Annotated in this window: 22 protein-coding genes and 2 pseudogenes; 4 read left to right on the top strand and 20 right to left on the bottom strand. The window is 64.9% G+C overall.

Annotated elements, in window-relative coordinates; genetic code table 11:
- Positions 1–3 precede the first annotated feature (3 nt).
- Together A9D14_RS02475 and A9D14_RS02470 are read left to right on the top strand one after the other, a co-directional pair.
- Positions 4–750: a 7-carboxy-7-deazaguanine synthase QueE gene (locus A9D14_RS02475; RefSeq protein ID WP_066842667.1), complete on the top strand. Its 747-nt coding sequence runs from the start codon at positions 4–6 to the stop codon at positions 748–750.
- Positions 751–865: 115 nt separating this feature from the next.
- Positions 866–1,762 carry an ATP-grasp domain-containing protein gene (locus A9D14_RS02470; RefSeq protein ID WP_066842665.1) on the top strand — a complete coding sequence of 299 codons (897 nt, stop codon included), beginning with the start codon at positions 866–868 and terminating at the stop codon, positions 1,760–1,762.
- Positions 1,763–1,774: 12 nt separating this feature from the next.
- Here A9D14_RS02470 and A9D14_RS02465 read toward each other — a convergent pair whose 3' ends face one another.
- The 9 genes from A9D14_RS02465 to A9D14_RS02425 form a co-directional block, all read right to left on the bottom strand.
- Positions 1,775–2,485 carry an HPP family protein gene (locus tag A9D14_RS02465; RefSeq protein ID WP_232468728.1) on the bottom strand — a complete coding sequence of 237 codons (711 nt, stop codon included), beginning with the start codon at positions 2,483–2,485 and terminating at the stop codon, positions 1,775–1,777.
- 90 nt (positions 2,486–2,575) lie between these two features.
- Positions 2,576–2,899, bottom strand: coding sequence for a hypothetical protein (locus A9D14_RS02460; RefSeq protein ID WP_066842663.1), 324 nt, complete (start codon positions 2,897–2,899; stop codon positions 2,576–2,578).
- Positions 2,900–3,248: 349 nt separating this feature from the next.
- Complete coding sequence (locus A9D14_RS02455; RefSeq protein ID WP_415877351.1) at positions 3,249–5,084, bottom strand: ATP-binding protein; 1,836 nt, start codon at positions 5,082–5,084, stop codon at positions 3,249–3,251.
- A gap of 464 nt (positions 5,085–5,548) precedes the next feature.
- Positions 5,549–6,334 carry a TIGR02186 family protein gene (locus tag A9D14_RS02450; RefSeq protein ID WP_083987553.1) on the bottom strand — a complete coding sequence of 262 codons (786 nt, stop codon included), beginning with the start codon at positions 6,332–6,334 and terminating at the stop codon, positions 5,549–5,551.
- A complete protein-coding gene (locus A9D14_RS02445) occupies positions 6,331–7,248 on the bottom strand; it encodes a sulfite exporter TauE/SafE family protein (RefSeq protein WP_066842660.1) in 918 nt (305 codons plus the stop codon). The genes A9D14_RS02450 and A9D14_RS02445 overlap by 4 nt, the downstream gene beginning before the upstream one ends.
- A gap of 131 nt (positions 7,249–7,379) precedes the next feature.
- A complete protein-coding gene (locus A9D14_RS02440) occupies positions 7,380–8,465 on the bottom strand; it encodes a hypothetical protein (protein ID WP_157668110.1) in 1,086 nt (361 codons plus the stop codon).
- Positions 8,462–9,886, bottom strand: coding sequence for a glycosyl transferase family protein (locus A9D14_RS02435; protein ID WP_066847987.1), 1,425 nt, complete (start codon positions 9,884–9,886; stop codon positions 8,462–8,464). Before A9D14_RS02435 ends, A9D14_RS02440 begins: the two co-directional genes overlap by 4 nt.
- Positions 9,887–10,031: 145 nt before the next feature.
- Complete coding sequence (locus A9D14_RS02430) at positions 10,032–10,469, bottom strand: VOC family protein (RefSeq protein ID WP_066842656.1); 438 nt, start codon at positions 10,467–10,469, stop codon at positions 10,032–10,034.
- A 152-nt stretch (positions 10,470–10,621) separates the two neighbouring features.
- Complete coding sequence (locus tag A9D14_RS02425) at positions 10,622–11,389, bottom strand: TorF family putative porin (protein WP_066847986.1); 768 nt, start codon at positions 11,387–11,389, stop codon at positions 10,622–10,624.
- A 299-nt stretch (positions 11,390–11,688) separates the two neighbouring features.
- On the opposite strand from A9D14_RS02425, the gene A9D14_RS02420 reads away from it, so the two are divergent.
- The gene (locus A9D14_RS02420) at positions 11,689–12,480 is read left to right on the top strand and encodes a metallophosphoesterase family protein (RefSeq protein ID WP_066842654.1); all 792 of its coding nucleotides are present in this window, start codon (positions 11,689–11,691) and stop codon (positions 12,478–12,480) included.
- A 2-nt stretch (positions 12,481–12,482) separates the two neighbouring features.
- Here the strand turns inward: A9D14_RS02420 and A9D14_RS02415 are convergent, their stop codons facing one another.
- Both A9D14_RS02415 and A9D14_RS19280 read right to left on the bottom strand, forming a co-directional pair.
- The gene (locus A9D14_RS02415) at positions 12,483–12,854 is read right to left on the bottom strand and encodes a tRNA-binding protein (protein WP_066842652.1); all 372 of its coding nucleotides are present in this window, start codon (positions 12,852–12,854) and stop codon (positions 12,483–12,485) included.
- A pseudogene (locus A9D14_RS19280) lies at positions 12,855–13,382 on the bottom strand (biotin/lipoyl-containing protein); the annotation flags it as partial.
- A gap of 99 nt (positions 13,383–13,481) precedes the next feature.
- On the opposite strand from A9D14_RS19280, the gene A9D14_RS02405 reads away from it, so the two are divergent.
- On the top strand, positions 13,482–14,765 hold the full coding sequence (locus A9D14_RS02405; RefSeq protein WP_066842647.1) for an IS256 family transposase: 1,284 nt from the start codon (positions 13,482–13,484) through the stop codon (positions 14,763–14,765).
- Positions 14,766–14,820: 55 nt separating this feature from the next.
- Here A9D14_RS02405 and A9D14_RS02400 read toward each other — a convergent pair.
- The 9 genes and pseudogenes from A9D14_RS02400 to A9D14_RS02360 all read right to left on the bottom strand — a co-directional run.
- A pseudogene (locus A9D14_RS02400) lies at positions 14,821–16,344 on the bottom strand (acetyl-CoA carboxylase biotin carboxylase subunit); the annotation flags it as partial.
- A gap of 19 nt (positions 16,345–16,363) precedes the next feature.
- Positions 16,364–16,708, bottom strand: coding sequence for a lysozyme inhibitor LprI family protein (locus tag A9D14_RS02395; RefSeq protein ID WP_232468724.1), 345 nt, complete (start codon positions 16,706–16,708; stop codon positions 16,364–16,366).
- Complete coding sequence (gene bioB / locus A9D14_RS02390; protein WP_066842646.1) at positions 16,705–17,733, bottom strand: biotin synthase BioB; 1,029 nt, start codon at positions 17,731–17,733, stop codon at positions 16,705–16,707. Before bioB ends, A9D14_RS02395 begins: the two co-directional genes overlap by 4 nt.
- Positions 17,730–18,530 (bottom strand): heme-dependent oxidative N-demethylase subunit alpha family protein, encoded by an 801-nt coding sequence (locus A9D14_RS02385; RefSeq protein ID WP_066842644.1) that lies wholly within the window; start codon positions 18,528–18,530, stop codon positions 17,730–17,732. The genes bioB and A9D14_RS02385 overlap by 4 nt, the downstream gene beginning before the upstream one ends.
- Positions 18,531–18,536: 6 nt before the next feature.
- Entirely contained in the window at positions 18,537–20,681 is a 2,145-nt protein-coding gene (scpA, locus tag A9D14_RS02380) for a methylmalonyl-CoA mutase (protein WP_066842642.1), read from the bottom strand.
- A gap of 8 nt (positions 20,682–20,689) precedes the next feature.
- Positions 20,690–21,469: an enoyl-CoA hydratase-related protein gene (locus A9D14_RS02375; protein ID WP_066842640.1), complete on the bottom strand. Its 780-nt coding sequence runs from the start codon at positions 21,467–21,469 to the stop codon at positions 20,690–20,692.
- Positions 21,469–21,906: a methylmalonyl-CoA epimerase gene (gene mce, locus A9D14_RS02370; protein ID WP_066842639.1), complete on the bottom strand. Its 438-nt coding sequence runs from the start codon at positions 21,904–21,906 to the stop codon at positions 21,469–21,471. Before mce ends, A9D14_RS02375 begins: the two co-directional genes overlap by 1 nt.
- A 3-nt stretch (positions 21,907–21,909) precedes the next feature.
- Positions 21,910–22,383 (bottom strand): OsmC family protein, encoded by a 474-nt coding sequence (locus A9D14_RS02365; protein ID WP_066842637.1) that lies wholly within the window; start codon positions 22,381–22,383, stop codon positions 21,910–21,912.
- 14 nt (positions 22,384–22,397) lie between these two features.
- A complete protein-coding gene (locus A9D14_RS02360) occupies positions 22,398–23,930 on the bottom strand; it encodes an acyl-CoA carboxylase subunit beta (RefSeq protein WP_066842635.1) in 1,533 nt (510 codons plus the stop codon).
- Positions 23,931–23,949: the final 19 nt, after the last annotated feature.

The raw sequence follows: 23,949 nt of genomic DNA, 5'->3' as shown, positions 1-23,949 counted from the left end.
GGCTTGCCGATCGTCCTCGCCACGACCCAGCCGGGCGAGCCGGAAATCTTTGCCTCGCTGCAGGGCGAAGGGCCGTCCACCGGGCGGCCCAGCGTGTTCGTGCGCCTGTCGCGCTGCAACCTGGCCTGCGTGTGGTGCGACACCGCCTATACCTGGCGCTTTTCCGGCGACAATCGCCCGCATCGCGGCGGCGAGAGCTTTGCCCGCAAGGCGAATCAGGTCGCGATCGACGAACACGACGCCGCGCAGAAGATCCTCGCCCTCGATCCCGACCGCCTTGTCGTCACCGGGGGCGAGCCCCTGCTCCAGGCCCCGGCCCTCACGCGGCTGATCACGCTGCTGCGCGACATCCGCCCGCGCCTCCACGTCGAGGTCGAGACCAACGGCACGGTCGAGGCTCCCCATGCGCTCGACAGGCTGATCGACCAGTACAATGTCAGCCCCAAGCTCGCGCATAGCGGCAATGACGCCGATCTCGCGCTGGTCCCCGAACGGCTGCAGGCCTATTCGGAAGACCCGCGCGCCTTCTTCAAGTTCGTGATCGCGACCCCTGCCGATCTGGACGAAGTGCTCGAACTGAAACGGACATACGGCATCCTTCCCAGCCGCCTGCAGCTGATGCCCGAAGGCACCGATTCCGCCACGCTGTACGACCGCATGCGCTGGCTTGCCCCGCTGGCGATGCGGCACGGGCTGCGCCTGACCGACCGGCTGCATATCCATCTTTACGGCGACACGCGCGGGACGTAAGGGGCGCGACCCTCAGAGAATCGGCGAATTTCTCGCCGCCCCTACCATGAACTGTCCCCGAATTGTCTCGGTCGCGGCCTATAGGCCGGCGACCGCCCCTGCATGAGCATACCCCATGAAAAGCTGGATATTGTACAAGGACTCGGCCGCCGCGCTGAAGCCCGAAGCCTATGAAGTCAAACGCCTGATCGAGACCGGCGAAAAGCGCGGTCACGAGATCGAGGTGTTCAAGCCCGAACAGTTCGAACTGCTCGTCACCGCCGCGTCCGAGCGCAGCCTGATGGTCGATTCCGCTGTCGTCGACCTGCCTGACGTGCTGCTGCCCCGGATGGGCGCGGGCACGACCTATTTCGCGCTGTCGGTTATCCGCCAGTTCGAACGGCTGCGCGTCCCCACCTTCAACACTTCGCTCTCGATCGAGACGGTGCGCGACAAGCTGTTCACCCACCAGCTGCTCGGCCGCGCCAAGCTGCCGATCCCCAAGACGATGCTGGCGAAATTCCCCATCGACGTCGGGCTGGTCGAAAGGAAGCTGGGCTTCCCGGTCGTGGTCAAGACGCTCAGCGGCAGCCAGGGCAGCGGCGTGTTCCTGTGCGAGGGCCGCCAGAATTTCGAGGATCTGATGGAGCTGATCCGCGCCACCCAGTCGAACGCCAACCTGATCTTCCAGGAATTCATCGCCGACAGCCGCGGGCGCGACATCCGCATATTCGTGATCGGCGGGCGCGTGGTCGCCGCGATGGAGCGCCGCTCGGTCAACGACAATTTCAAGGCGAATTTCTCGCTGGGCGGCGAAGTCGTGCCGTTCACCCCCGATCGCAACGCCGAATGGCTGGCCCTGGAAAGCGCGCGGCTGCTCGGCCTCGACATCGCAGGGATCGACCTGCTGTTCGACGGCGACGGCTACAAGATCTGCGAGGCGAACAGTTCGCCGGGTTTCGAGGGGATCGAAAGCTGCTGCGACGTCGACATCGCGGCGAAAATCCTGGATTTCATCAGCTTCCGGCTCTGACCCTTCGCGGGGTCAGTCTCTCGCCTGCCCGCCTCGCTGCCTGCGCACCACATGGCGTTGCAGGGCCCGGTAGAATGCGTCCAGATCGTCCACGTCGACATCCAGCACCTCGTTCCAATCGGCGAGCACGGCTTCGATGTCGGCGTGGGTATAGTCCAGGGCCGGTGCGGGCGGCGGCCCGGCAGGCACGATAACGCGATGCGGCCAGGGATGCTCCGTCAGATTGTTGTACAGCCAGCCCGCGCCCGCCAGCGCGCCGACGTTCAGCGCAATGGGCCACAGATAGCTCCAGCCCCAGGCTTCGGGCCCAGCGGCGCCCAGCGCGCAAAGCAGGGCGCAGGCACCGCCCGGCGGGTGCAGGCAGCGCGCCAGCGACATGCAGGCGATTGCCAGCCCGACCGCGATGCCGCCCGCGATCATCGGCTGGCCCAGGGCGTGCCCGATGGCAAGGCCAATGCCTGCGGATAGAAGATTGCCGCCGATCACCGACCATGGCTGGGCCAGCGGACTGGCGGGCACCGCGAACACCAGCACGGCCGATGCCCCCATCGGCGCAACCAGCAGCGGAAACCCGCGCGCGTTCGATCCCAGCAGGATCATGGTCAGCGCGCCCGCCGTAACGATCCCGATCGCCCCGCCGATCGCGCCGCGCAGCCAGCCCAGGTGACCGCGCGCTGCCTGGGGCAGCAGCGAAGCCGATCGGGAAATCAGCGATCTGAACACGGCGGCCTTTCCGGTTGCTTCGAAAATGGCGCGCCCATGGCAGCCATGTCGCTCGCCTGGCAAGTTTTTCGCGCCGCTATTCCCCCGGCGCTATTTCCCGGCATCCGCCAGATCGCGCGCCAGTTCGCCCAGATCGGCATCCGGCCCCACGATCCGCCATTGATCGGGCCTCCGCGTATCGACCAGCACCACGCCGCGTTTCGGACAGATATCGAGACAGGGCACCTCGACGATGCCCAGCTTCGCCTTGCGCCCCTTGCCTGCCGCCAGTTCCTTCTTCAGCGCCTTTGCCAGACCCTTCTTGCCGCCGAGAGCCTTCTTATCGGGTCCCTCGGCGCGCTTCGCCTGCTTGCGGCTGCACTTGCGGCACACCAGGATCGCGTGCGACCAGTTGGATCGGATCTCGCCCTTCACGCGGCGCTGCCGAAAGGGCTGGGGAGATGACGGGGTAAAGCGGCCATGGCGGTGCTCTACCCTGCCCCGCCCCCGCGCGCCACCCGCAAGCGGGCCGCGAGAGAGCGGCGCGGCGCGCGCAGCTTTTACTGTCCTACACGGCGCGGCGCGATTACCGCCCTTGCCGCACCCGCTCTTTCACAATGTCGATTTTTCCCGCACCCCCATGGTGTCAACCCTGGCCCCGAAACCCGCAGGAAAGCGCGGGGTCCGGCCAGGCGACACGCCCTGTAGGACGTGTCGCCTGTGTCAACCGGATGACGCCTTGCAAGATCGGGCCCGGAGCGACCGGACTTGGCGCGATCGGGCCTTAGCGGGATTGGGCGCGCCAGCGCATGACGGTACGCTCGACCGCGTCCTCCTCGCCGCCGGACCTGGACCACAGTTCGCTGAACAGCGGATCTTCCGATGCCGGGCGCTTGCGTTCTTCCAGATCGTCGAAGGTGACGCGCATCGGGATGGCCGTACCCTCGCCGCAGACGATGCATTCGCGGTTGCGCAGCGCCGGTATGCTGGCAAGAAAGCCGCGCGCGCCTTCGGGCATGGCTGCCTTCACGAAATCCTGGTCGCGTTCGTTGTTGAGCCGCATGGCAAGGATCGTGCCGCACTGCGACAGCACGCCTTCGGCAAGGTCCGACGGACGCTGCGTTATCAGGCCCAGGCTGATGCCGTATTTACGGCCTTCCTTGGCGATACGCGACAGGATCTTGCCGACCGAGTTGCCATCGGAATTACGCTCGTTCGGGACGTAGCGGTGCGCTTCCTCGCACACCAGCAGGATCGGGCGGGTCTGCTCGTCGCGGCTCCAGATCGCAAAGTCGAACACCATGCGGCTCAGCATCGCGACAACCGTGCTGGTGATTTCCGAAGGCACGCCCGACACGTCGATGATCGAGATCGGCTTGCCATTGGTCGGCATGCGAAAGATGCGCCCGATCACGTCGGTCATGGTATCGGCGACCAGCATGCCAGAGAACATGAACTGGTAGCGCGGATCGGCCTTGATCTCCTCGATCTTGCCCTTCACCCGCAGGAACGGCGCGGTATTGGTCGCCTTGTCCAGCTTGCCCATGTCTTCCTGGATCGCGTTGGTCAGGTCCGACAGCAGGTAGGGAATCGGCGAGTCCACGGTCAGCTTGCTCATCCCGCCGGCCATCTTGTTCTTGCCGCGCGCCCGCAGCAGGCAGCGCGCAAGAATGTCCATGTCGGCCATGCGGTCCGACCCTTCGGAATTGATGAAGACCTCGCAGTGCTCCTCGAAGTTCATCAGCCAGTACGGCATCCGCAGGTTCGACACGTCGAGCAGCTCGCCAAAGCCCCGGAACGCGGCGTTATATTCGCCGTGGGGGTCGATCATCACGATGTGACCCTCGGGCGCAGCCTCGCAGATGCGGTGGAGGATCAGCGCGGCGCTGGTCGACTTACCGGTACCGGTCGATCCGAGCAGGGCGAAATGCTTGCCCAGCATGGCGTCGATATACAGGCCCGCGCGGATTTCCTTGGTCGGAAACACCTTGCCGATCTGAATATTGGCCCGCCCGTCCGACGCATAGATCTGCGCCAGGTCGGGGTTGGTCGCTGCATAGACCTCCGCGCCCGGGATCGGATAGTTGGTGATGCCCCGGGTGAAGTTGCGGACCCGGCCGGTCAGCTTCTCTTCCTGACCTTCGCCAAGGAAGTCGATCTCGGCGATGATCTGGCCGGTGCCGCGATCCAGCGACTGCGTGCGAACGCTGGCAAGCAGCCAGATCTGGCCCACCCGCACCTTGATCTGCGAGCCGACGAGGCCGGCCAGCTGCACGGTCGGATCGCTGTCCTGCCGGCATTCGATCAGCCGGTCACGCTGCAGCATGACCCGCGACATCGAGCCTGCGATGTCCAGCACTTCGCCGATCGGCCTGGAAGCCTGGCTCGACTTGCGCTCGACCGGTTCGCTGGCAGCCTCGCCCGCGCTACCGGCGCGTTCGGCAATGACGCGCGCTTCGGTCTCGCGAGGCCTGGGTGCCGGTTCGGGCTGCGGCGGGGCGCGCCGGATCAGCTGCGGCTCGGGCTCCTCAACCGGGGGGCGCGGCGGCTCGATCGGGCGGTGGATTGCGTCCTTTTCGCTCATCCCGCGCGGCGGCGGCGGGACGGCAGTGGGGCGCATCTGTTCGTCGGCCCGCGGCGGAGCGGGCGGCGCTTCGGAGGCGGACGCGAACCCTGCAGGCGGGGATGCTGGAGGCGGGGATGCTGCGAGCGCGGATGCTGCGGGCGGGGCGGGCACATGCGGGCGCGCCGGCTTCAGCGTCTGCGGATCGGGTTCGGGCGCGGCGTTGCGAAACCGGTTCAGCCGGGCCATCGCGGGCGACATCGCCGGATCGCCGCGCCGTTCCTCGGGCTCGGGGCCACCGCTTTCCGGCGCGGCACCCGCATCGGGCGAGCGGCCGAAGGGGGATCGCCGCTGGAATTCCGGACTGCCGGAAAGGGGGCGACCCGAAAAGCGGGAAGTATGGTCGTTCATTGCCGCGCCTCGCTGAAGGGCCGCCAACCGCGACGGCCCGATGCATCTGCGCTGCAGCTTAGGGAGGCAGGGTTAATGCGGTGCTAAGATACCGGGCGCCAAACCCGCGATCAGCCCAGCGCGAACAGCCGGCCCGCGGCCCAACCCATGAAGACCGAAAGGGCAACGGCCATCAGCCCGTAGATTGTGCTGTAGTCTCGTGACCAGATCTCGACCGCGCGTTCGAAGCCGCGCTTGGTGACGGTCACTTCGCTGGTGGCCGAAGCGATGACCCGCCCGTTGGCGATGGCGAATGTCTCCGCCGTATATTCGCCGGTCAGCACGCTGGAAGGCAAGGGAATGCGCGCCTGGTAGAGCACGCCCTCGCTGATGGTGACCGCCCCTTCGGCCTGCACGTAAAGCCCGTTGGCCACCCGCTTGGCGACCAGGCCCGCCACGAAGCGCGACACCTCGTCCGGGCGGATGGCGCCGATGGGCGAAAGCTGAAGGGAATCGAGGCCGAGCTCGTAGATGGCCGCCGTGCGCGTATCGACGATCTCGGGCAGCGGACGCGACGAGGCAACCGCGTAATAGGAGGGAGCGGAGCGGAACTGGGCGGAATCGGCATTGATCCACATGCCCCAGATGCGCCGCTTCTCCCGCAGGTTGATCGCCTCGGTCGGGCCCTTGAGCACGACAACGATGTCGTAGGGCGTATCCCCTCGGGCCCGGCTGCCGTCGGGCTGGAGTACGGCGCCATACAGCAGCAGGTTGGCACCGGTGAAACCCTGCCGCACCACGACCTCGTGCTGCGAGATTTCGGGGATCAGGATCGGATCGCGGCCCTGGGCCAAAGCGGGGGACGCGGCGACCAGAAAGGCCCACAGGCCCGCGGCGAGGACGGGCAGGCGGGTCATAGCGGCGACACGGTGAAGATCTCGCCCGGCCGGAAGGTCAGCGTCACCGCCATGCGCAGCGCGACTGCCAGCACGATCGCCGCCAGCACCGCGCGCAGGAATTCCGGCCTGGCATCCAGGGCGAATTTCGCGCCGATTTGCGCGCCCGATACCGAGCCGACAAGCAGCAGCGCGGCCAGCACGATATCGACCGCATTGGTGGTCAACGCATGCATCATGGTCGTCGCGATGGTGGTGAACAGGATCTGGAACAGCGACGTGCCGACGACCACCGCCGCGCTCATGCCCAGGCCGTACAGCATCAGCGGCACCAGCAGAAAGCCGCCGCCGATGCCCATCAGCATCGTCAGCGTGCCGACCGCCATGCCCAGCAGCACCGGCGCAAGCGGGGAGATATAAAGCCCCGACTTGTAGAACCGCCAGCGGCCAGGCAGGCTTGCGACCAAGGGGTGGTGCCGCCTCTTGCTGGGCGCACGCTTCAGCCGCTCGAACCGGTCGGACAGCAGTTCGGGCACCGATTCCATCGCCATCTTGATGCCGACGCTGCCCAGCACGACCACATAGAGAATGGCAATCGCCACGTCGATCTGCCCGATCGCTTCCAGCAGGCGAAAGAGCAGCGCCCCGATGCCGGTTCCCACGATGCCCCCGCCAACCATCATGGCGCCCATCTGGTAATCGACCGCGCCGCGCTTGGCATGAAAGATCGCGCCCGAGACGCTGGCCCCGGTCACCTGGCTTGCGGCGGATGCGGCGGCGACCGTCGGCGGAATGCCGTAGAAAATCAGCAGGGGCGTTGTCAAAAAGCCTCCGCCGACGCCGAACAGGCCGGAAAGCAGCCCCGTCAGGCCGCCCAGAAGGACGATGACAAGGCCGTTCACCGACAGATTCGCGATCGGGAGGTAGACGTCCATGGCGGGGTTATGGAATCCGGCGGCGAAGCAGCGACATGCTGGATCGCCTTATGCAGCAAGCAGGCGGGGATGTCTGCATGGCCCTTGCGGATTTTGCAAACTAATCGGCCGGTGGCGTAGATCGGTCGCGGTCAGAACCCGGCGGACAGCGTCACCACGGGGCCGGATCCCGGCCTGGCGTCCCCGGCGACGCGTTCGCGCCAATCGATGCTGGCGCGCGCGAAGATCCCGCCGGCGATCGGCGCCGTGACCGATACACTCGGACCGGCATCGACGCGCTCCACACCTTCCTGCGCTCCGCCCCAGATTCCCGCGCCGGCCTGCAAATGCGCGCGGCCGATGTCGATTGCACGGGTTACGCGCATCTGCCCGTCGACAAAGCCGGTGGGATCGGTTCCCCCGACATAGCCCCCCTGCCCATAAAGTTCCGCCGTCAGGTCGAGCGGCAGCGACTGCGCAGGGGGACCAAATACGCCGACCACCGCTGGCCTGGCCTGAATGTCGCCCGAAAAAATGCCGACACGGCCTTCGGCAAGGATTTCGAACGGGATCTTGCGGAGCGGCTGGATCCCGATGCCGGCCGCGATTTCCCTGTCGGCGCTGTCGATCGCGCTGGTCACGCGAAGATGAGCGCGGGGGCGTAGCGCGCTCTCATGCGACAGTCGGTAGCGCAGCACCGCGCCTGCCTGGCTTGCGCCATAGCTGGTCGCGCCCGGCAGGGCCGCTGCCGAACCGCTGCCCTTGCGCCACAGCAGCCAGCCATCGGCGGACCAGCGCTTGCCGTCATCCCGCGCCTGTACCGGGGAGAACGGCAGCAACCGAGGCGACGGCGGGGAGCGTGGCGGCTCTGGCGCCGGCGGCGGCGGTCCCGAATGCGGAGAAGGCGATGGTCCAGCCCGCTGCGGGATCGGCGCATAGGTCCGGGTCTTCGCAGGAAGCGGTTCGGTCGGGACAGACGGGGCGCGAAAAGGCAGGGCTTCGCGCGGCTGCAGGGGCGGGCGCCGCGTAACCGGAGGCGGCGCTGCCGGTATCGGCGGTTCGGGCTCCGCCTCTACCGGGACCTGTTCGGGTTGGCCGACCCGCTTCGCGACGTTCGGCGGCACCGGCACGTCGATGATCTCAATCCCCGGCACCATCACGCGAAGCGCGACCCAGCCGCCCATCAGCCCGGTCAATGCGACAAGCGGCTGCCCCCGCCTAGCGGCCGTGCTCGTCATCCGCGCGGCCTGGCATCCGCCGGGTGGCGGTCATGCTCGGTCTTGTCCCAGCTTTTGCCCTTGCCCCTGAGGTCGGAGACATAGCGCCCCAGCGCCCGCCGCGCCGAGATAATGGCGATGATGTTGGCGACCGGAATCCGGATGATGGCCGCCAGGCCCTCGCTCCATCCATATTCGCGCCCCACCAGAAAGAACCGCACGATCCCGCGCCACACGAAGGCCAGCGTCGTGAGGATGAGGCCCCAATAGATGAGGGGCGGCAGCCGCGCCGGCCGATAAATACCAGTGGCTTCGGCAAGCCGCAGAACCAGGGTCAGCGCGATCAGCAGATAGGCGGTCAGCAGGACCACGGCCACCAATGGCCCGCGCCTGTCGCGCAGCCGCATCCAGAATTCCAGCGGACTACGGCTCCATCCCAGCTGTTCCCAGCCGTCGAAAGCAATGCCCTGAACCCAGCGCGCCTTTTGCCGGACGGCGGCATCCAGCCGGTGCGGAAAATAGGCGCGGGTAGCGATCAGCGATCCATCGGAGGCTCGCACCCGTACGAAGCGGCCGCCTTTCCCCTCGGCACCTGCCCTTCCGATCAGCATGCCAAGCTCGTAATCCTCGGTCAGGGCGGTGGGATCGAACGGCCCGGCGTCGGACCCGCGACGCGCGATTATGCGGTCGAGCGCGCTGCGCGAGAAGGCGCAGCCAACCCCGGCGGCCGGTATCCCAGCGCCCAGTTCGGCCCGCACGACCATCTCGCGCGCATGCGCATCGGTGAATTCGTCGCAGTAATGGCCCGACACCCATTGCGATGCCTCGTGGCGTTCGGGGCGAACGGGGATCTGGACGAAGTCGGCACGTTCCAATTCGCGGTCGATCAGCGAGAGCGCCTGCGGATGAACGAGGTCCTCGGCATCGTGAAGCAGGACCGCGCGGAACCGGCGCCCTTCCCGCTGCTCGTCATGAAGCATCGCGGCATAGCAGCGGTTTAGACAGTCTCCCTTGGTCGTCGGACCCGGCCTTTCGTTCACCACGATGGTCAGGCGCGGGTCGGTCGTACCATCCGGCCTGGTGCCTGCCGCCTCGATAGCCGCGAAAGTCTCAGGATCGTTCACGTAGCAGCCTGCATAGATCCGCAGACCGTCATGCGGCCATGCTGCCAGCGCATGGCGCAGCATGGGTCCGATCACCCGCGCCTCGCGCCACGCCGGGACATACAGGGCGATGGAGCCGATCAGGGTCGGATCGAGCGGCGCAGCAAGGCTGTGCGTCCTGGCCCGCCCGGTCGACTTCAGCCATAGCCATGCGACATCGATCGCAAGCTCGTCCAGAGCGCCAATGACGAACCAGAAACCCGCGAACAGGAGAAGTTCGAGCCTGACGGCTTCAGCAGCGGAAAGAAGCAGGCCCAGCCCGCTTTCGAGAGCGACCATCGAATACCCCGTCCAGAAGACCTGCATTTCCCGATGCGCGGCCGCGCAAGACCCTTGCGCGGCAGTCCTCTGGCGAAGGGCTTAACGACGCTTCAATCACGCCGCAAGCAATGCCGGTGCCTTATCCTGCGTCCGGCGGACAGCGTTACCAGCTGCCGGTGTTTTCCATGCTGGCCCAAGGCTCTGCAGGTTCGAGATGGCCGTCCTGCAACAGCTCTATGGAAATGCCGTCGGGCGTCTTGACGAAGGCCATGTGACCGTCACGCGGCGGGCGGTGGACGATATGGCCAGCGTCCATGATTCGCTGGCAAGTCGCGTAGACATCGTCGACGCGAAAGGCGAGATGGCCGAAATTGCGACCGCCGGTATAGGTTTCGGCTTCCGAGCCGTCTTCGGCCGGCCAGTTGTAGGTCAGCTCCACTTCTGCAACGTTTTCCTGCCCGGGGGCCGCCATGAAGATCAGCGTGAAGCGCCCCTTCTCGCTTTCCATGCGGCGTGTTTCCTCAAGCCCGATCAGCTTAAGGAAATCGATTGTGGCGTCAGGGTCCGAAACCCGGATCATCGTGTGAAGATATTTGGTCATGTCGCGAAACTAGGTGCTGCCGCCGCGCTTTCCAAGAGGGGGCTGCGTCCGGCGACTTCCAAGGCTGTGTCCGCCCAATGCAAAACGGCCTGCACCCCCCGATCGGGATGCAGACCGCCGATGTTGCTGGCCTTGCGGCCCTGGTCAGCCGATCAGAAGCTGGCCGACAGCGTCGCTACGATCGTGTCGTCGGTGATGTAATTGTCGCGGACCGTGTTGGCCTTGCCTTCGACGCCGACATAGGACACGCCGACTTCGAGCGGGCCGAACAAGGCCATCGCCGCTCCGATCGACCAGTCGAACGAGGTCGTGTCGTCGCTGGTGCCGAAATAGGTCGGCGAGGAGAACGAGCCGTCGGTGTAGCCGAGATGGCCGCTTACGGAGACGGGCGTGTCGGGAATGCCGAAGCCGACATCGGTATACAGGTACAGGTTGTCGTCCGCGAACGAGCTACGTACCGAATCCTGCTCCCACGCATAGGCCACGCCTGCGGTCACTTCCGCGGGGCCGACGGCTGCGGTGAGCGAGGCGTAGGGCTCCCAGTAGTCGTTGTCTTCGCCGGCAGCGCTGGGATAGACGTAAATCAGCAGGCCCAGGTCGAACGACAGCGTGTCGCTGATCGCGCCGCTGTAGCCGCCGTAGATATCAAGTTCGGTGTCGCCATAGCCGGCCGTCTCGTCATCCAGCGACGAAGCCCAGGTGCCGACATAGAAGCCGCTGGAATGCGCGACGTCGAAACCGCCTTGAATCGCGAAATCACCGCCGGAGTAGCTGACACCGCGGAAGCGATAATCGGTCACCATCGCGACATTTGCGGACACGGAAATATCGCTCTCGTCCTGTGCGAAAGCGGGCGCTGCGGCCAGGGCCGAACCGGCGAGAACGGTAGCGGCCGTTGCTGCGCGGAGGAGATTCTTCATGTTTTTTTCCTCATCATTGTCCAAGGATCCTCGCCCCTCCTGACAATCGCTCGCCGCGCCTTGTTTATCGGCGCGTGTCGAGGACATGCGCTTTTTGCCTGCAGCGAGTTGCTGCAGTGCACAAGGGTAATCTTAACTTTCTGTGTCAATCGGGTTGGCTGGTGTGGATTTCTTGCAACGAAACCCGATTAGGCGCATTGAAATGACAATGGCGCGAAAGCACTCCCCGCCGACCGCGAACGCCTTGCCGCTGGATTCAGCGATCATTAACCAGGTTCGGTCAAAGGCAACAATGCATCATGAATTTCTTTCGCGACATCCTCGATCGCCAGCGCGGCGAGCCGCTCCAGGGTCCCTCCGTTCCGCAGGGTGAGCGCGTGTATGCCGTGGGCGACATCCATGGGCGGCGCGACCTGTTCGACAATGTGATCGAGCTGATCGAAGCGGACGATGCCGCGCGTGGCCAGGCGGACACAACGATCATCCTTCTGGGCGACCTGATCGATCGCGGTCCCGACAGTGCCGGCGTCATCGCGCGGGCACGCGAATGGGCGGGCAGGCGCAATGTGCGCATGCTCATGGGCAACCATGAGGAGATGATGCTGCGCGCGCTGGACAGTGACGAGAACCTGCGCCACTTCCTGAGGGTCGGTGGCAGGGAAACCCTGCTGAGCTATCCGATCCCGCTGAAGGTCTATCGTTCCGCATCGCTGAGCGATCTTGCCAAGCTGGCGCGCGAGGCGGTGCCGCTGGCCGATATCGAGTTCATCGAGGGCATGGAGGACATGATCCGGATCGGCGACTATCTGTTCGTCCATGCCGGCATCAACCCCACCATCGCGCTTGAGGAGCAGGTCGGACGCGATCTGCGCTGGATACGCGAACCTTTCCTCAGCCACGACGCGCCGCTCGACGTATGCGTGGTTCACGGACACACCATTCGCGAAGAGGTGGAGATCGGCCCGCGTGCCGATCGCCCCAATCGCATCGGCATCGACACCGGCGCATTCCGTTCGGGCAGGCTGACGGCCATCGGGCTGGAAGGACGCGAGCGCTGGTTTATCGAGGCATCCGAAAAGCCGGGCAAATAAGCCTATAGCAGCCGCGCACCGTCGGGCACCGGCCGGTCGGGCGAAAACAGCGTCACGCGCCCCTGTGCATCGGCGAAGCCCAGAGTGAGCACTTCAGACATCAGCGGCCCGATCTGGCGTGGCGGAAAATTGACCACCGCCGCCAGTTGCCGCCCCACCAGATCGCCGGCCGAATAGAGCGAGGCGATCTGCGCGCTGGTCTTCTTCACGCCAACGCCCGGTCCGAAATCGATGTGCAGCACCAGGCTCGGCTTGCGCGCCTTTTCAAAGGGCTCGGCCTGCACCACCGTGCCGACACGGATGTCGACCTTCAGGAAATCGTCGAAACCGATCGTATCTGCGGGCGGCGTGGAGGCGTTCTGATCAACGTGCATTCATTCCATTTCCAGGATGATCGCGTCGACTGCAAGCGAATCCCCGGCCTTGGCGTTCACCGCCCTGATCGTTCCGGATTTCTCGGCCCGCAGGATATTCTCCATCTTCATCGCTTCCACCACGGCGAGCGGCTGTCCCTGTTCGACCTGATCGCCTTCTTCCACGTTCAGCGACACCAGCAACCCCGGCATCGGACAGACGAGGAATTTCGACATGTCGGGCGGTGTCTTTTCAATCATGTGCTTCTGATAGCGCGCGACATGTGCGGGCAGTACGCGCAACCTGTGCCGCGCACCGCGGGTCGTCAGCGCAAAGCCCGCGGCGATCGCCTCGACCTTGGCGGTCAGCGTCTCGCCGCCCTCGCCCTCTTCATCGCTGTCGAACACGGCACTGACGAGACGCTGGCCCGGCGTGTATTCCATCGAGATGTCGATCTTCGCGCCATCGACGGTAATTGCATCTTCGGCCAGAACAACCTCGTGCCTGGCCTCGCCCAGTTCGACCACCCAGTCGGCGGGCGGCGACAGGGGGATGTCCCGGCGAGTGTTGAAACTTTGAAAGAGGGTGGCGTTGCTTCCCCTGAGCCGTAGGCTCGGGGTGATCAAACCAAGAAAGGAAGCAACACCATGAAGACGACTACCACATCTGCCAGTGCCCTGGCCACCGCGCCTGTCGGGTCTTCGCTTGTCGAGGACGCCTATGGCGCGCTGACGAAGAGTTTCGAGCAGTTCTGCCTGATGGCGGGCATCGAAAGCCTGACGCAGATGATGAACGAAGACGTGGCCCGGTTGGCGGGGGATCGCTATGAACATTGCCCTGGTAAGCCCGGCTACCGTTGGGGTCGCACGAAATCCCAAGTGGGCTTTCATGGCGGCAAGATCGAGGTCGATCGCCCGCGCGTTCGCAGCAAGGCGACGGGCAAGGAAATGGCGCTGCCGAGTTGGGAGGAGATCGCTGCGGGTGGGTATCTCGACCAATGGGCCATGAACCTGATGGTGATGAACATGGCCACGCGCAAATTCGGCCGTGCCGTTCGGCTGCCCGAGGCCGGTGTACCTGCGGACGCGGGCAGCGGCCTATCCAGTTCTGCGGTCTCCCGGCGGTTCAAGGCGCTGACACAGGCCAAGCTCGATGAATGGATGGCCTCCGATCTGTCGGAGCTGGATCTGGTCGCCATCCAGATCGACGGGCTGCATCTGGACGATCATCTGCTGATGATCGGCGCTGTCGGGATTGAGGCTTCCGGGCAAAAGCACCCTCTGGGTGTCGTCGAGGGGGCGACAGAGAACGCAGCAACGGTGCAAGCCCTGCTCGATAATCTGATCGAGCGTGGAGTGAACCCCGAGGGCTGCTACCTGTTCATCGTGGACGGGGCCAAGGCGCTGAGCAAGGCGTTGCGTCGGACCTTCGGGGCGGACATTCCCATCCAGCGCTGTCAGGTCCACAAGGCGCGCAACATCACCGACCGCCTTGCGCCCAAGCATCATGCCGCTGTACGCCGCGCCTTGAAGCAGGCCTGGGAGATGGACGATGCTGAAAAGGCCGAACGCCTGATCCGCAATCTCGCACGGCGCTTCGAACAGGAGGCCCCCGATGTCTCGCGCTCGATCCTGGAGGGGCTCGACGAAATCCTCACCGTGGTCAGGCTGGGGCTGCCGCTTGAACTCAGGCGTTCACTGGCCAGCACCAATATCATCGAGTCCATGAACAGCGTCATCCGACAGGTCTGCCGGAACGTGAAACGCTGGCGGGATGCCAGGATGGCCTTGCGCTGGACAGCCGCGGGCATGTTCGAAGCCAAGAAGGGTTTCCGGCGTCTCAAGGCATACAAGCAGCTGCCAATTCTCAAGCAGGCCCTTATCGACCACCGCCAAAAGGACCAGATTGACCAAGTCAAGAACGCCGCATAACCTCGCAGAAAGCACCGCCGCTCAGGCGAGTTTCAACAGAAAGCGGGACATTCCCCGGCGACAGGCGGTGGCCCAGCTGGCCGTCGACCCGGCGCGCGCGATCGGCATGCGCCGCCGCGACGAAGCAGGCCATGGCGGCAAGCTTGCGGCCCATCGCCCCGTCAGCCTCGGCGCCCCCGAACCCCTCGGGATATTCCTCGGCTATGAAGCCGGTGGTCAGTTCGCCGCTGCGGAACCGGGGGTGCTGCATGACGGCCGTCAGAAAGTCGATATTGTGGCCAAGCCCCTCGACATCGAACGCGTCGAGCGCTGCGATCTGCAGATCTGCCGCCTCGTCGCGGGTCGGCGCCCAGGTGACCAGCTTGGCGATCATCGGATCGTAGAACATCGAGACTTCGCCGCCTTCGTAGACGCCGTCGTCAACGCGAACGCCATCGACGCCCCGCCGCCCGTTCTCGCTGCCATCGTCGGTCCAGCCATCGACCGGAGGATCATAGCGCACCAGCCGGCCCGTGCTGGGCAGGAAGCCGCGATACGGATCCTCCGCATAGACGCGGTTCTCGATCGCCCAGCCGTCGATCTTGACGTCGTCCTGCGTGAAAGAGAGTTCCTCGCCGGCCGCAACGCGGATCATCTGTTCGACGATGTCGACGCCGGTGATCGCCTCGGTCACGGGATGCTCGACCTGCAGGCGCGTGTTCATTTCCAGGAAGTAGAAGCTCTCTCCCGTCTTGTCCGCGCCGCTGACGATCAGTTCGACGGTGCCGGCACTGTAATAGCCGACAGCCCTCGACAGGGCGACGCATTGCTCGCCCATCGCCTTGCGCATCCTGGGCGTGACGAACGGCGACGGCGCTTCCTCGACCACCTTCTGATGGCGGCGCTGGATCGAGCATTCGCGCTCGTTCAGATAAAGGATGTTGCCGTGCTGGTCGCCCAGGATCTGGATCTCGATATGGCGCGGGTTCTCGATGAACTTCTCGATGAAGACGCGGTCGTCGCCGAACGAATTCAGCCCCTCGCGCTTGGTCGCCTCGAAACCCTCGCGCACGTCCTTTTCGCTATAGGCAAGGCGCATCCCCTTGCCGCCGCCGCCCGCACTGGCCTTCATCATCACCGGATAGCCGATGCCGTTCGCGATCTCGACCGCGTGGTCGGTGTCGCGAATTTCGCCCACGAAGCCGGGCACGACATTGACGCCCGCTTCCTTGGCCAGCTTCTTGGATTCGATCTTGTCGCCCATTGCGGCGATCGCGTTCAGGGGCGGGCCGATAAAGGCGATGTTCTCGGCGGCCAGCGCCTCGACGAAGCTGGCGCGTTCGGACAGGAAGCCATAGCCGGGATGCACCGCGTCCGCGCCGGTCTGCCTGGCCGCGGCGATGATCTTGTCCGTCACCAGATAGCTTTCCGAAGCTGCCGCCGGGCCAATATGCACCGCCTCGTCCGCCATCTGCACGAAAGGAGCGCGCGCATCGGCGTCGGAATAGACGGCGACGGTCGCGATGCCCATGCGGCGCGCGGTCTTGATCACACGGCAGGCAATCTCACCGCGGTTGGCAATCAGGATCTTCTTGAACACTGGCGGCTTCCTCTCTGGCTCAGTTCGTATGGGCCAATTCGCGTAATTGCGCGCTCCTGGCTTCGGTTAATTCGGTCATGCATCGATTGGCGATCAGCGGCACGATCGACCCACCAGCATAGCGCGCGGCGACCGTCTCGCAGTGCGCGTCGCGGAAGGCGATCCATGCGCGCTGCGCCTTCAGCAGGCTGTCCGACATGCCCCGCTGCTTGGCGACATCCCGCAGATCGCGCCACGCGGCGTTGAGTTCGGCATCGGCTGCCTCGTATTCCTTCATGGAACACAGGTTCAGGTCCGTCTGCGTGACCGCATCGGCGCAAGGGCCGGCTTGCGTGGCCATCAGCAGGACCAGGGCTGCGATCACTCGGCCGCCTCGGCAGGCAAGCTGGCGCAGGCCGCGGCATTGGCACCCGGGGCCGCCATCGCTTCCAGCCCCAGCCGCGCGAACAGCGCATCGTCGCTGTCGTCGCCTGCATTGGGTGCAGTCAGCAATTGCTCGCCGCTGAAGATCGAATTCGCGCCCGCCATGAAGCACAATGCCTGCGTCGAGGCGCTCATGCTCTCACGCCCGGCGGACAGGCGGACCATGCTTTCGGGCATGGTGATACGCGCGGCCGCGACGGTGCGGACGAACTCGATCTCGTCGATCTGGGCCATGGGCGTATCGGCCAGCATGTCGCCCAGCGGCGTGCCCTTCACCGGCACCAGCGCATTGACCGGAACGCTTTCGGGATGGACCTCCATCGTGGCCAGCACATGGACGAACCCCACCCGGTCCTCACGCGTTTCGCCCATGCCGACGATGCCGCCGCAGCACACATTGATGCCCGCCGCGCGCACATGCTCCAGCGTCAGCAGGCGGTCGCCCAGGCTGCGGGTGGTCGCCACGCGCTCGTAATATTCGGGGCCGGTATCGATGTTGTGATTGTAGTAATCGAGTCCTGCGTCAGCCAGCTGTGCGGCCTGTTCGCCCGTCAGCATCCCTGCCGTCATGCAGGTTTCCAACCCCATCGCCTTCACCTGCCGCACCATTTCGGTCAGCGCAGGCATGTCGCGGGGCTTGGGATTGCGAAAGGCCGCGCCCATGCAGAAACGGGTGCTGCCCATGTCCTTGGCCTGCGCGGCGGATTGCAGGACCTGCTGCACTTCCATCAGCTTGGTCGCCTTCAGCCCGCTGTCGTTATGTGCAGACTGGCTGCAATAGCCGCAATCCTCGGGGCAGCCGCCCGTCTTGATCGACAGCAGGGTCGAACGCTGGACCGTGTTGGGCTTGTGATGCGCGCGGTGCACCTCGGCGGCGCGGAAGACCAGTTCGGTAAAGGGCAGGTCGAACAGGGCCGCGATTTCCTCGCGGGTCCAGTCGTTACGGGCGGGAGCGATAGTGGTCATGCGGCTTTCCTCTGGCGCGTCTTGGCATAGGCCGAAAGCGCGTGGGCATAATGCGGTGCGGCGCGTCGGTCACCCTCGCCCGCGCCGAAACCGTGGAGCGTTTCGGCGATCCGCGCAACGCCCGCGTCAGACAGGCTGCCCAGCGGCGCGACATACACGCCGATGGTAAAGACGATGGCCTGCGATCTCGGCAGGCGGCGCAATGTCTCGCGCTCGCAGCGGACATAGAGCGCCTGGCCCGCGTTTTCCGGCGTGACACGGTCATAACGCTCGGCCGGGTCGTCGCTGGGAAGATAGCGCCACAGGCCATTCGGCACGACGAACGCATTGGTGCGCCCGAAGATATGCGGGGCGCGCAGGCCATTCAGGAACCGGTCGACGCCTGCCGACAATTGCTCGGCATAGAAATCGATGGGATCGTGCACGGCGGCGATGGGCTTGCCCATCTTTTCGGCCAGCTGCCAATCGGTCGGAAATGCCACCGCCGCTGCGGTAAGACGATAGGGCGCGCCGGACGCATCCTGCGTGAGGATACAGAAATCCTCCCAATGCGTTCGGGCGGCCTGTTCGATACCGCCGGTGACGCCTAGCATGTCGCACAATTCGGCCTCTGCAGCGTGCGCCTCGGCCATGACCTGCACAAAATCGGGATAGGCGTCGAATGTCGCGCCGCGCGGCCCCAGATCGGGATCCGCCGCCAGCCACTCGCTCTCGGCCAGACGCACCAGCCCCATGCGCAGCGGGCCAGACACCCGAGCGTCAGGCAGCAGCGTTTCGACGGAGAAGCCGAGCGACATCGCGTGTTACTCCGCCGCCTCGTCCAGATCGGCGGGGGGCATGTTGTGGCCCAGCAAGCGCAGCACATCCGCGGCGCATTCGACTACGTTCGAGCCGGGGCCATAGATGCCCTGCACGCCTGCGTTGCGCAGAAATTCGTAATCGCTCGACGGGATCACGCCGCCCGCGGTCACCTTGATGTCGCTGCGGCCTGCGTCCTTCAGCAGTCGGATCAGTTCGGGGATCAGCGTCTTGTGCCCTGCCGCCAGCGAGGAAGCGCCGATCAGGTCGACATCGCGTTCCAGCGCCATTTCCAGGGTCTCCTGCGGCGTCTGGAACAAAGGCCCGGTGGTGACGTCGAAACCCATGTCGCCGAACGCGGATGCGATCACGTTCGCGCCGCGGTCGTGGCCGTCCTGACCCATCTTGGCGATCATCACGCGCGGCTTGCGGCCCATGCGGCGTTCGACGGCCTCGACGCCCTCGACCACGGCCTGATAGCGGCTGTCGCCGGCATAGGCGGCGCCATAGATGCCCTTTACCGGCTTGGGCATGGTGTCATAGCGGCCAAAGGCAGCTTCCATCGCGTCGGAAATCTCGCCAAGGCTGGCGCGTTCGCGCGCCGCATCCACGGCAAGCGCCAGCAGGTTGCCGTCGCCCTTCGCCCCTTCGCGCAGCGCATCGAGCGCGGCCCGGCATTTCGCCTCGTCGCGGGTGCTGCGCATCTTTTCCAGCCGCCGGATCTGCGACTGGCGCACGGCGGTGTTGTCGATGTCGAGCGTTTCGATCGGGTCCTCGTCCTTAAGACGGAACTTGTTGACGCCGACGATCACGTCCTCGCCCCGGTCGACGCGCGCCTGCCGGGCGGCGGCGGCTTCCTCGATCATGCCCTTGGGCCAGCCCGCCGCCACGGCCTTGGCCATTCCGCCCTCGGCCTCGACCTTCTCGATGATGGCCCACGCCTCGTCGACCAGGTTCTTGGTCAGCGCCTCGACGTAATAGCTGCCGCCCAGCGGATCGACGACATTGGTCATGCCGGTTTCTTCCTGCAGCACGATTTGCGTGTTGCGGGCGATGCGGGCGCTGAAATCGGTGGGCAGCGCAATCGCCTCGTCCAGCGCATTGGTGTGGAGCGACTGAGTTCCGCCCAGCATCGCGGCCATCGCCTCGACCGTGGTGCGGATGACGTTGTTGTACGGATCCTGCTCGGTCAGCGAGACGCCGCTTGTCTGGCAGTGGGTGCGCAGCATCTTGGATCGTTCGGACTGTGCACCCAGCTGCGTCATCGCGCGGTGCCACAGGGTGCGGGCGGCGCGCAGCTTCGCCACTTCCATGAAGAAGTTCATGCCGATGGCGAAGAAGAAGCTCAGCCGTCCGGCGAACTTGTCGATGTCGAGGCCGCTGGCCACGCCGTATTTCACATATTCCATGCCGTCGGCGATGGTGAAGGCCAGCTCCTGCACCTGCGTCGCGCCGGCTTCCTGCATGTGATAACCGGAGATCGAGATCGAGTTGAACCTGGGCATGTGGTCCGCGGTATAGGCGAAAATGTCCGAAATGATCCGCATGCTGGGTTCGGGCGGATAGATATAGGTGTTGCGGACCATGAACTCTTTCAGGATGTCGTTCTGGATGGTCCCGGTCAGCTGGTCGGGGCTGACGCCCTGTTCTTCCGCCGCAATGATGTAGAAGGCGAGGCACGGGATCACCGCGCCGTTCATCGTCATCGATACGCTCATCTGGTCGAGCGGGATCTGGTCGAACAGGATCTTCATGTCCTCGACGCTGTCGATGGCCACGCCCGCCTTGCCGACGTCGCCCACGACGCGCGGATGATCGCTGTCATAGCCGCGGTGGGTGGCAAGGTCGAAGGCGACCGAAAGCCCCTTCTGCCCCGCCGCCAGGTTGCGGCGATAGAAATCGTTCGATTCCTCTGCCGTGGAAAAGCCCGCATATTGCCGGATCGTCCACGGACGGCCCGCATACATCGATGCCTTCACCCCGCGGGTGAACGGGGCGAAACCGGGCAGGCCGGGATCCCAGTCGGTCACGTCGGCCTGCGTATAGAGCGGCTTGACGTCGATCCCCTCGGGCGTGTGCCAGGTGAGGTCGCGGCCCTTCACCTCTTTCTCGGCAAGGGCCTTCCAGTCTTTCAGGGTCTTGTCGGTCATGTCGTTCCTCAGCGGCCCTTGAAGGCCGGCTTGCGCTTTTCACGGAAGGCGGTGACGGCTTCGGCAAAATCGTCGCTGAAACCGGCCTCGCGCTGGTTCCGCGCCTCTTCCGCCAGTGTTTCGGTGAATTGGTGGTCCATCGCATGGGCGACCTGCTTGCGGATCATGCCCAGCGCCTTGCTCGGCCCCGCCGCCAGCCTCTTGGCCAGTGCCTGCGCCTCGGCCAGAGAGGTGCCATCGTCCACCACGCGGGCGATCAGGCCAATCGCCTTGGCATCCTCTGCCGGGATCTTCTCGCCCAGCAGCGCCAGTTCCAGCGCGCGGGCCCGGCCGACCGAACGCGCGACCATCCATGTCGCCCCCGCATCGGGGACAAGTCCGATATTGGCAAAGGCCAGCAGGAAATAGGCGGAGCGTTCGGCAATCACGATATCGCCCGACAGCGCGAACCCCATGCCCGCACCCACGGCCGGTCCATTGACCGCCACGACGAACGGGACCGGCAGGTCCGCAATCGCGCGGGCCAGCGGATTATAGGACTTCTCGATCTCTTCGCTGAGGTCCGGGGACAGCGCGTCTTTGCCGTCGCCCTGCAGATCGGCGCCAGAGGAGAACGCCCTGCCCTCTCCCGTCAACACGATGGCGCGGGCGCCCTGCTGGACGGCGGCGACCATCGCTTCGCGCAGTTCCACGACCAACGTCGATGTCAGCGCGTTCATACGGTGATCGCGCGTGATCGTCAGCGTGACGACATCGCCATCGCGCTCGGTCTTGAGAACGTCGGACATCAGTGCGCTTCCTTCGGTGTTTCCATGATTTCGGTCAGCATGCCCATCATGTCCTTGGGATGCACGAAGAAGATCGGCGTTCCATGCGCCCCGATCCGCGTGGGGCCAAGGATGCGCTTGCCGATACCTTCGAAATAGGCGCGCGCCTCGGCGATGTCGGGCGCTTCGAAACAGACGTGATGCTGACCGCCCAACGGATTCTTGGCAATGAAACCGGCTACGGGCGAGTTTTCGTCCAATGGCGACAGCAATTCGACCTGCGTACCCTCGGTACCCTGCTCGCCGGGCGTATGAACGAAACAGACTCTCACGCCCTGTTCGGGCATGTCGAACGGCTCGGTCACCACCGATGCGCCCATGACGTCGCGGTAATGCGCGATCGCATCGTCCATGTCCGGCACCGCGTAGCCAAGGTGATTCATCCTACCCAGTTTCATCGTTCAACTCTCGATTATCGGTTCGATGGTCAGTGCGCTTTTCAGGCTGTTGGCGATGATGCAGCTCTTGTGCGCGCGGTGGTGGAGCTTCTCGATCTCATCGCCGGTCGGTCGCTTGTCGCCGGTGAATACGACGCTGGGCCGCATGACGATCGTCGACATCCACGGATCGCCTGTCTCGTTCTTCTCGACCTTGCCTTCGGGATTATCCTCATAGCTTGTCATCGTGAACCCTGCCTTCGCCGCATAGGCGAGGAAATAGAGCATGTGGCAGCTTGCCGCCGACGCCAGCAACGCCTCTTCCGGATCAACCGCGCTTTCATCGATGAGTGCGGCAGGAAGATAGCCGGGCGCGGCACTACCGGGGACCGACAGCCCCCCGTCGAAGCTCCATGTATGGGCCCGGCTGTATCGGTTCGAGGCGAAATCCTCGCCCTCCCAAATCTGCCAGCGCACCTTGGCTGTATGGTCGGCCATCGCCCGTTCCTCCCTTACAGCGGGATATTGTCGTGCTTCTTCCAGGGATTCTCCAGCTCCTTGTTCCGCAGCTTGCGCAGGCCCAGCGCGATGCGGCGGCGGGTGGAGTGGGGCATGATCACCTCGTCGATGAAGCCCAAGGATGCGGCCACGAACGGATTGGCGAAGCGGTCCTCGTATTCCTTGGTCTTGGCCGCGATCTTGTCCGGATCGTCGCGGTCCTGGCGGAAGATGATCTCCACCGCGCCCTTCGCGCCCATCACCGCGATTTCGGCGGTGGGCCAGGCGTAGTTGAGATCGCCGCGCAGATGCTTGGACGCCATGACGTCATAGGCCCCGCCATATGCCTTGCGAGTAATGACGGTGATCTTCGGCACGGTCGCCTCGGCATAGGCGAACAGCAGTTTCGCGCCGTGCTTGATGATGCCGTTATGCTCCTGGTCGGTGCCGGGCAGGAAGCCGGGGACATCGACAAAGGTCAGGATCGGAATGCCGAACGCGTCGCAGAAACGCACGAAGCGCGCCGCCTTCTTCGACGAGTTGATGTCGAGCACGCCTGCCAGCACCATCGGCTGGTTGGCGACGACGCCCACGGTACGCCCCTCGACCCTGCCGAAACCGCAGATGATGTTGCCCGCGTGCTTGGGCTGGATCTCGAAGAAATCGCCCTCATCCACGGTCTTCCTGATGACTTCGTGCATGTCATAGGGCTGGTTGGCTGACGCAGGGATGATCGTGTCAAGGCTGTCTTCGCGCCGGTCCCACGGGTCGCTGGTGGGACGCTCGGGCAGTTCGTCGCGGTTGGACAGCGGCAGATAATCGATGAAATCGCGTGCCTGCAGCAGGGCCACGATGTCATTCTCGCACGCCAGGTCCGCCACGCTGGTCTTGGTGGTGTGGGTCGATGCACCGCCCAGTTCCTCCTGCGTCACCACCTCGTTCGTGACGGTCTTGACCACTTCGGGGCCGGTCACGAACATGTAGGAGCTGTCCTCCACCATGAAGATGAAGTCGGTCATCGCGGGCGAATAGACCGCACCGCCCGCGCAGGGGCCCATGATCAGCGACAATTGCGGCACCACGCCCGATGCCAGCACGTTTCGCTGGAACACCTCGGCATAGCCGCCCAGCGAGGCGACGCCTTCCTGGATGCGCGCGCCGCCGCTGTCGTTCAGGCCGATTACCGGTGCGCCGACCTTCATTGCAGCGTCCATCACCTTGCAGATCTTTTGCGCGTGGCGTTCTGACAGCGACCCGCCGAACACGGTGAAATCCTGGCTGAACACATAGACCAGCCGCCCGTTGATCGTACCCGATCCGGTGACCACGCCGTCGCCGGGGATATGCGCCTCGTCCATGCCGAAATCGACGCAATTGTGTTCGACATACATGTCGAGCTCTTCGAACGATCCCTCGTCCAGCAGCACGTCGAGCCTTTCGCGGGCGGTCAGCTTGCCCTTTTCGTGCTGGGCATCGATGCGTTTCTGGCCTCCCCCCAGATGGGCAGCGGCGCGGCGACGTTCGACTTCGGCGATATTGGCGGACATGCGGACGGGGGCCTCTTCC

This window comes from Croceicoccus marinus (assembly GCF_001661675.2).
GTDB lineage: Bacteria > Pseudomonadota > Alphaproteobacteria > Sphingomonadales > Sphingomonadaceae > Croceicoccus > Croceicoccus marinus.
The sequence above is the reverse complement of the archived record's forward strand: the minus strand, read 5'-3'. Positions and strand labels throughout refer to the sequence as shown.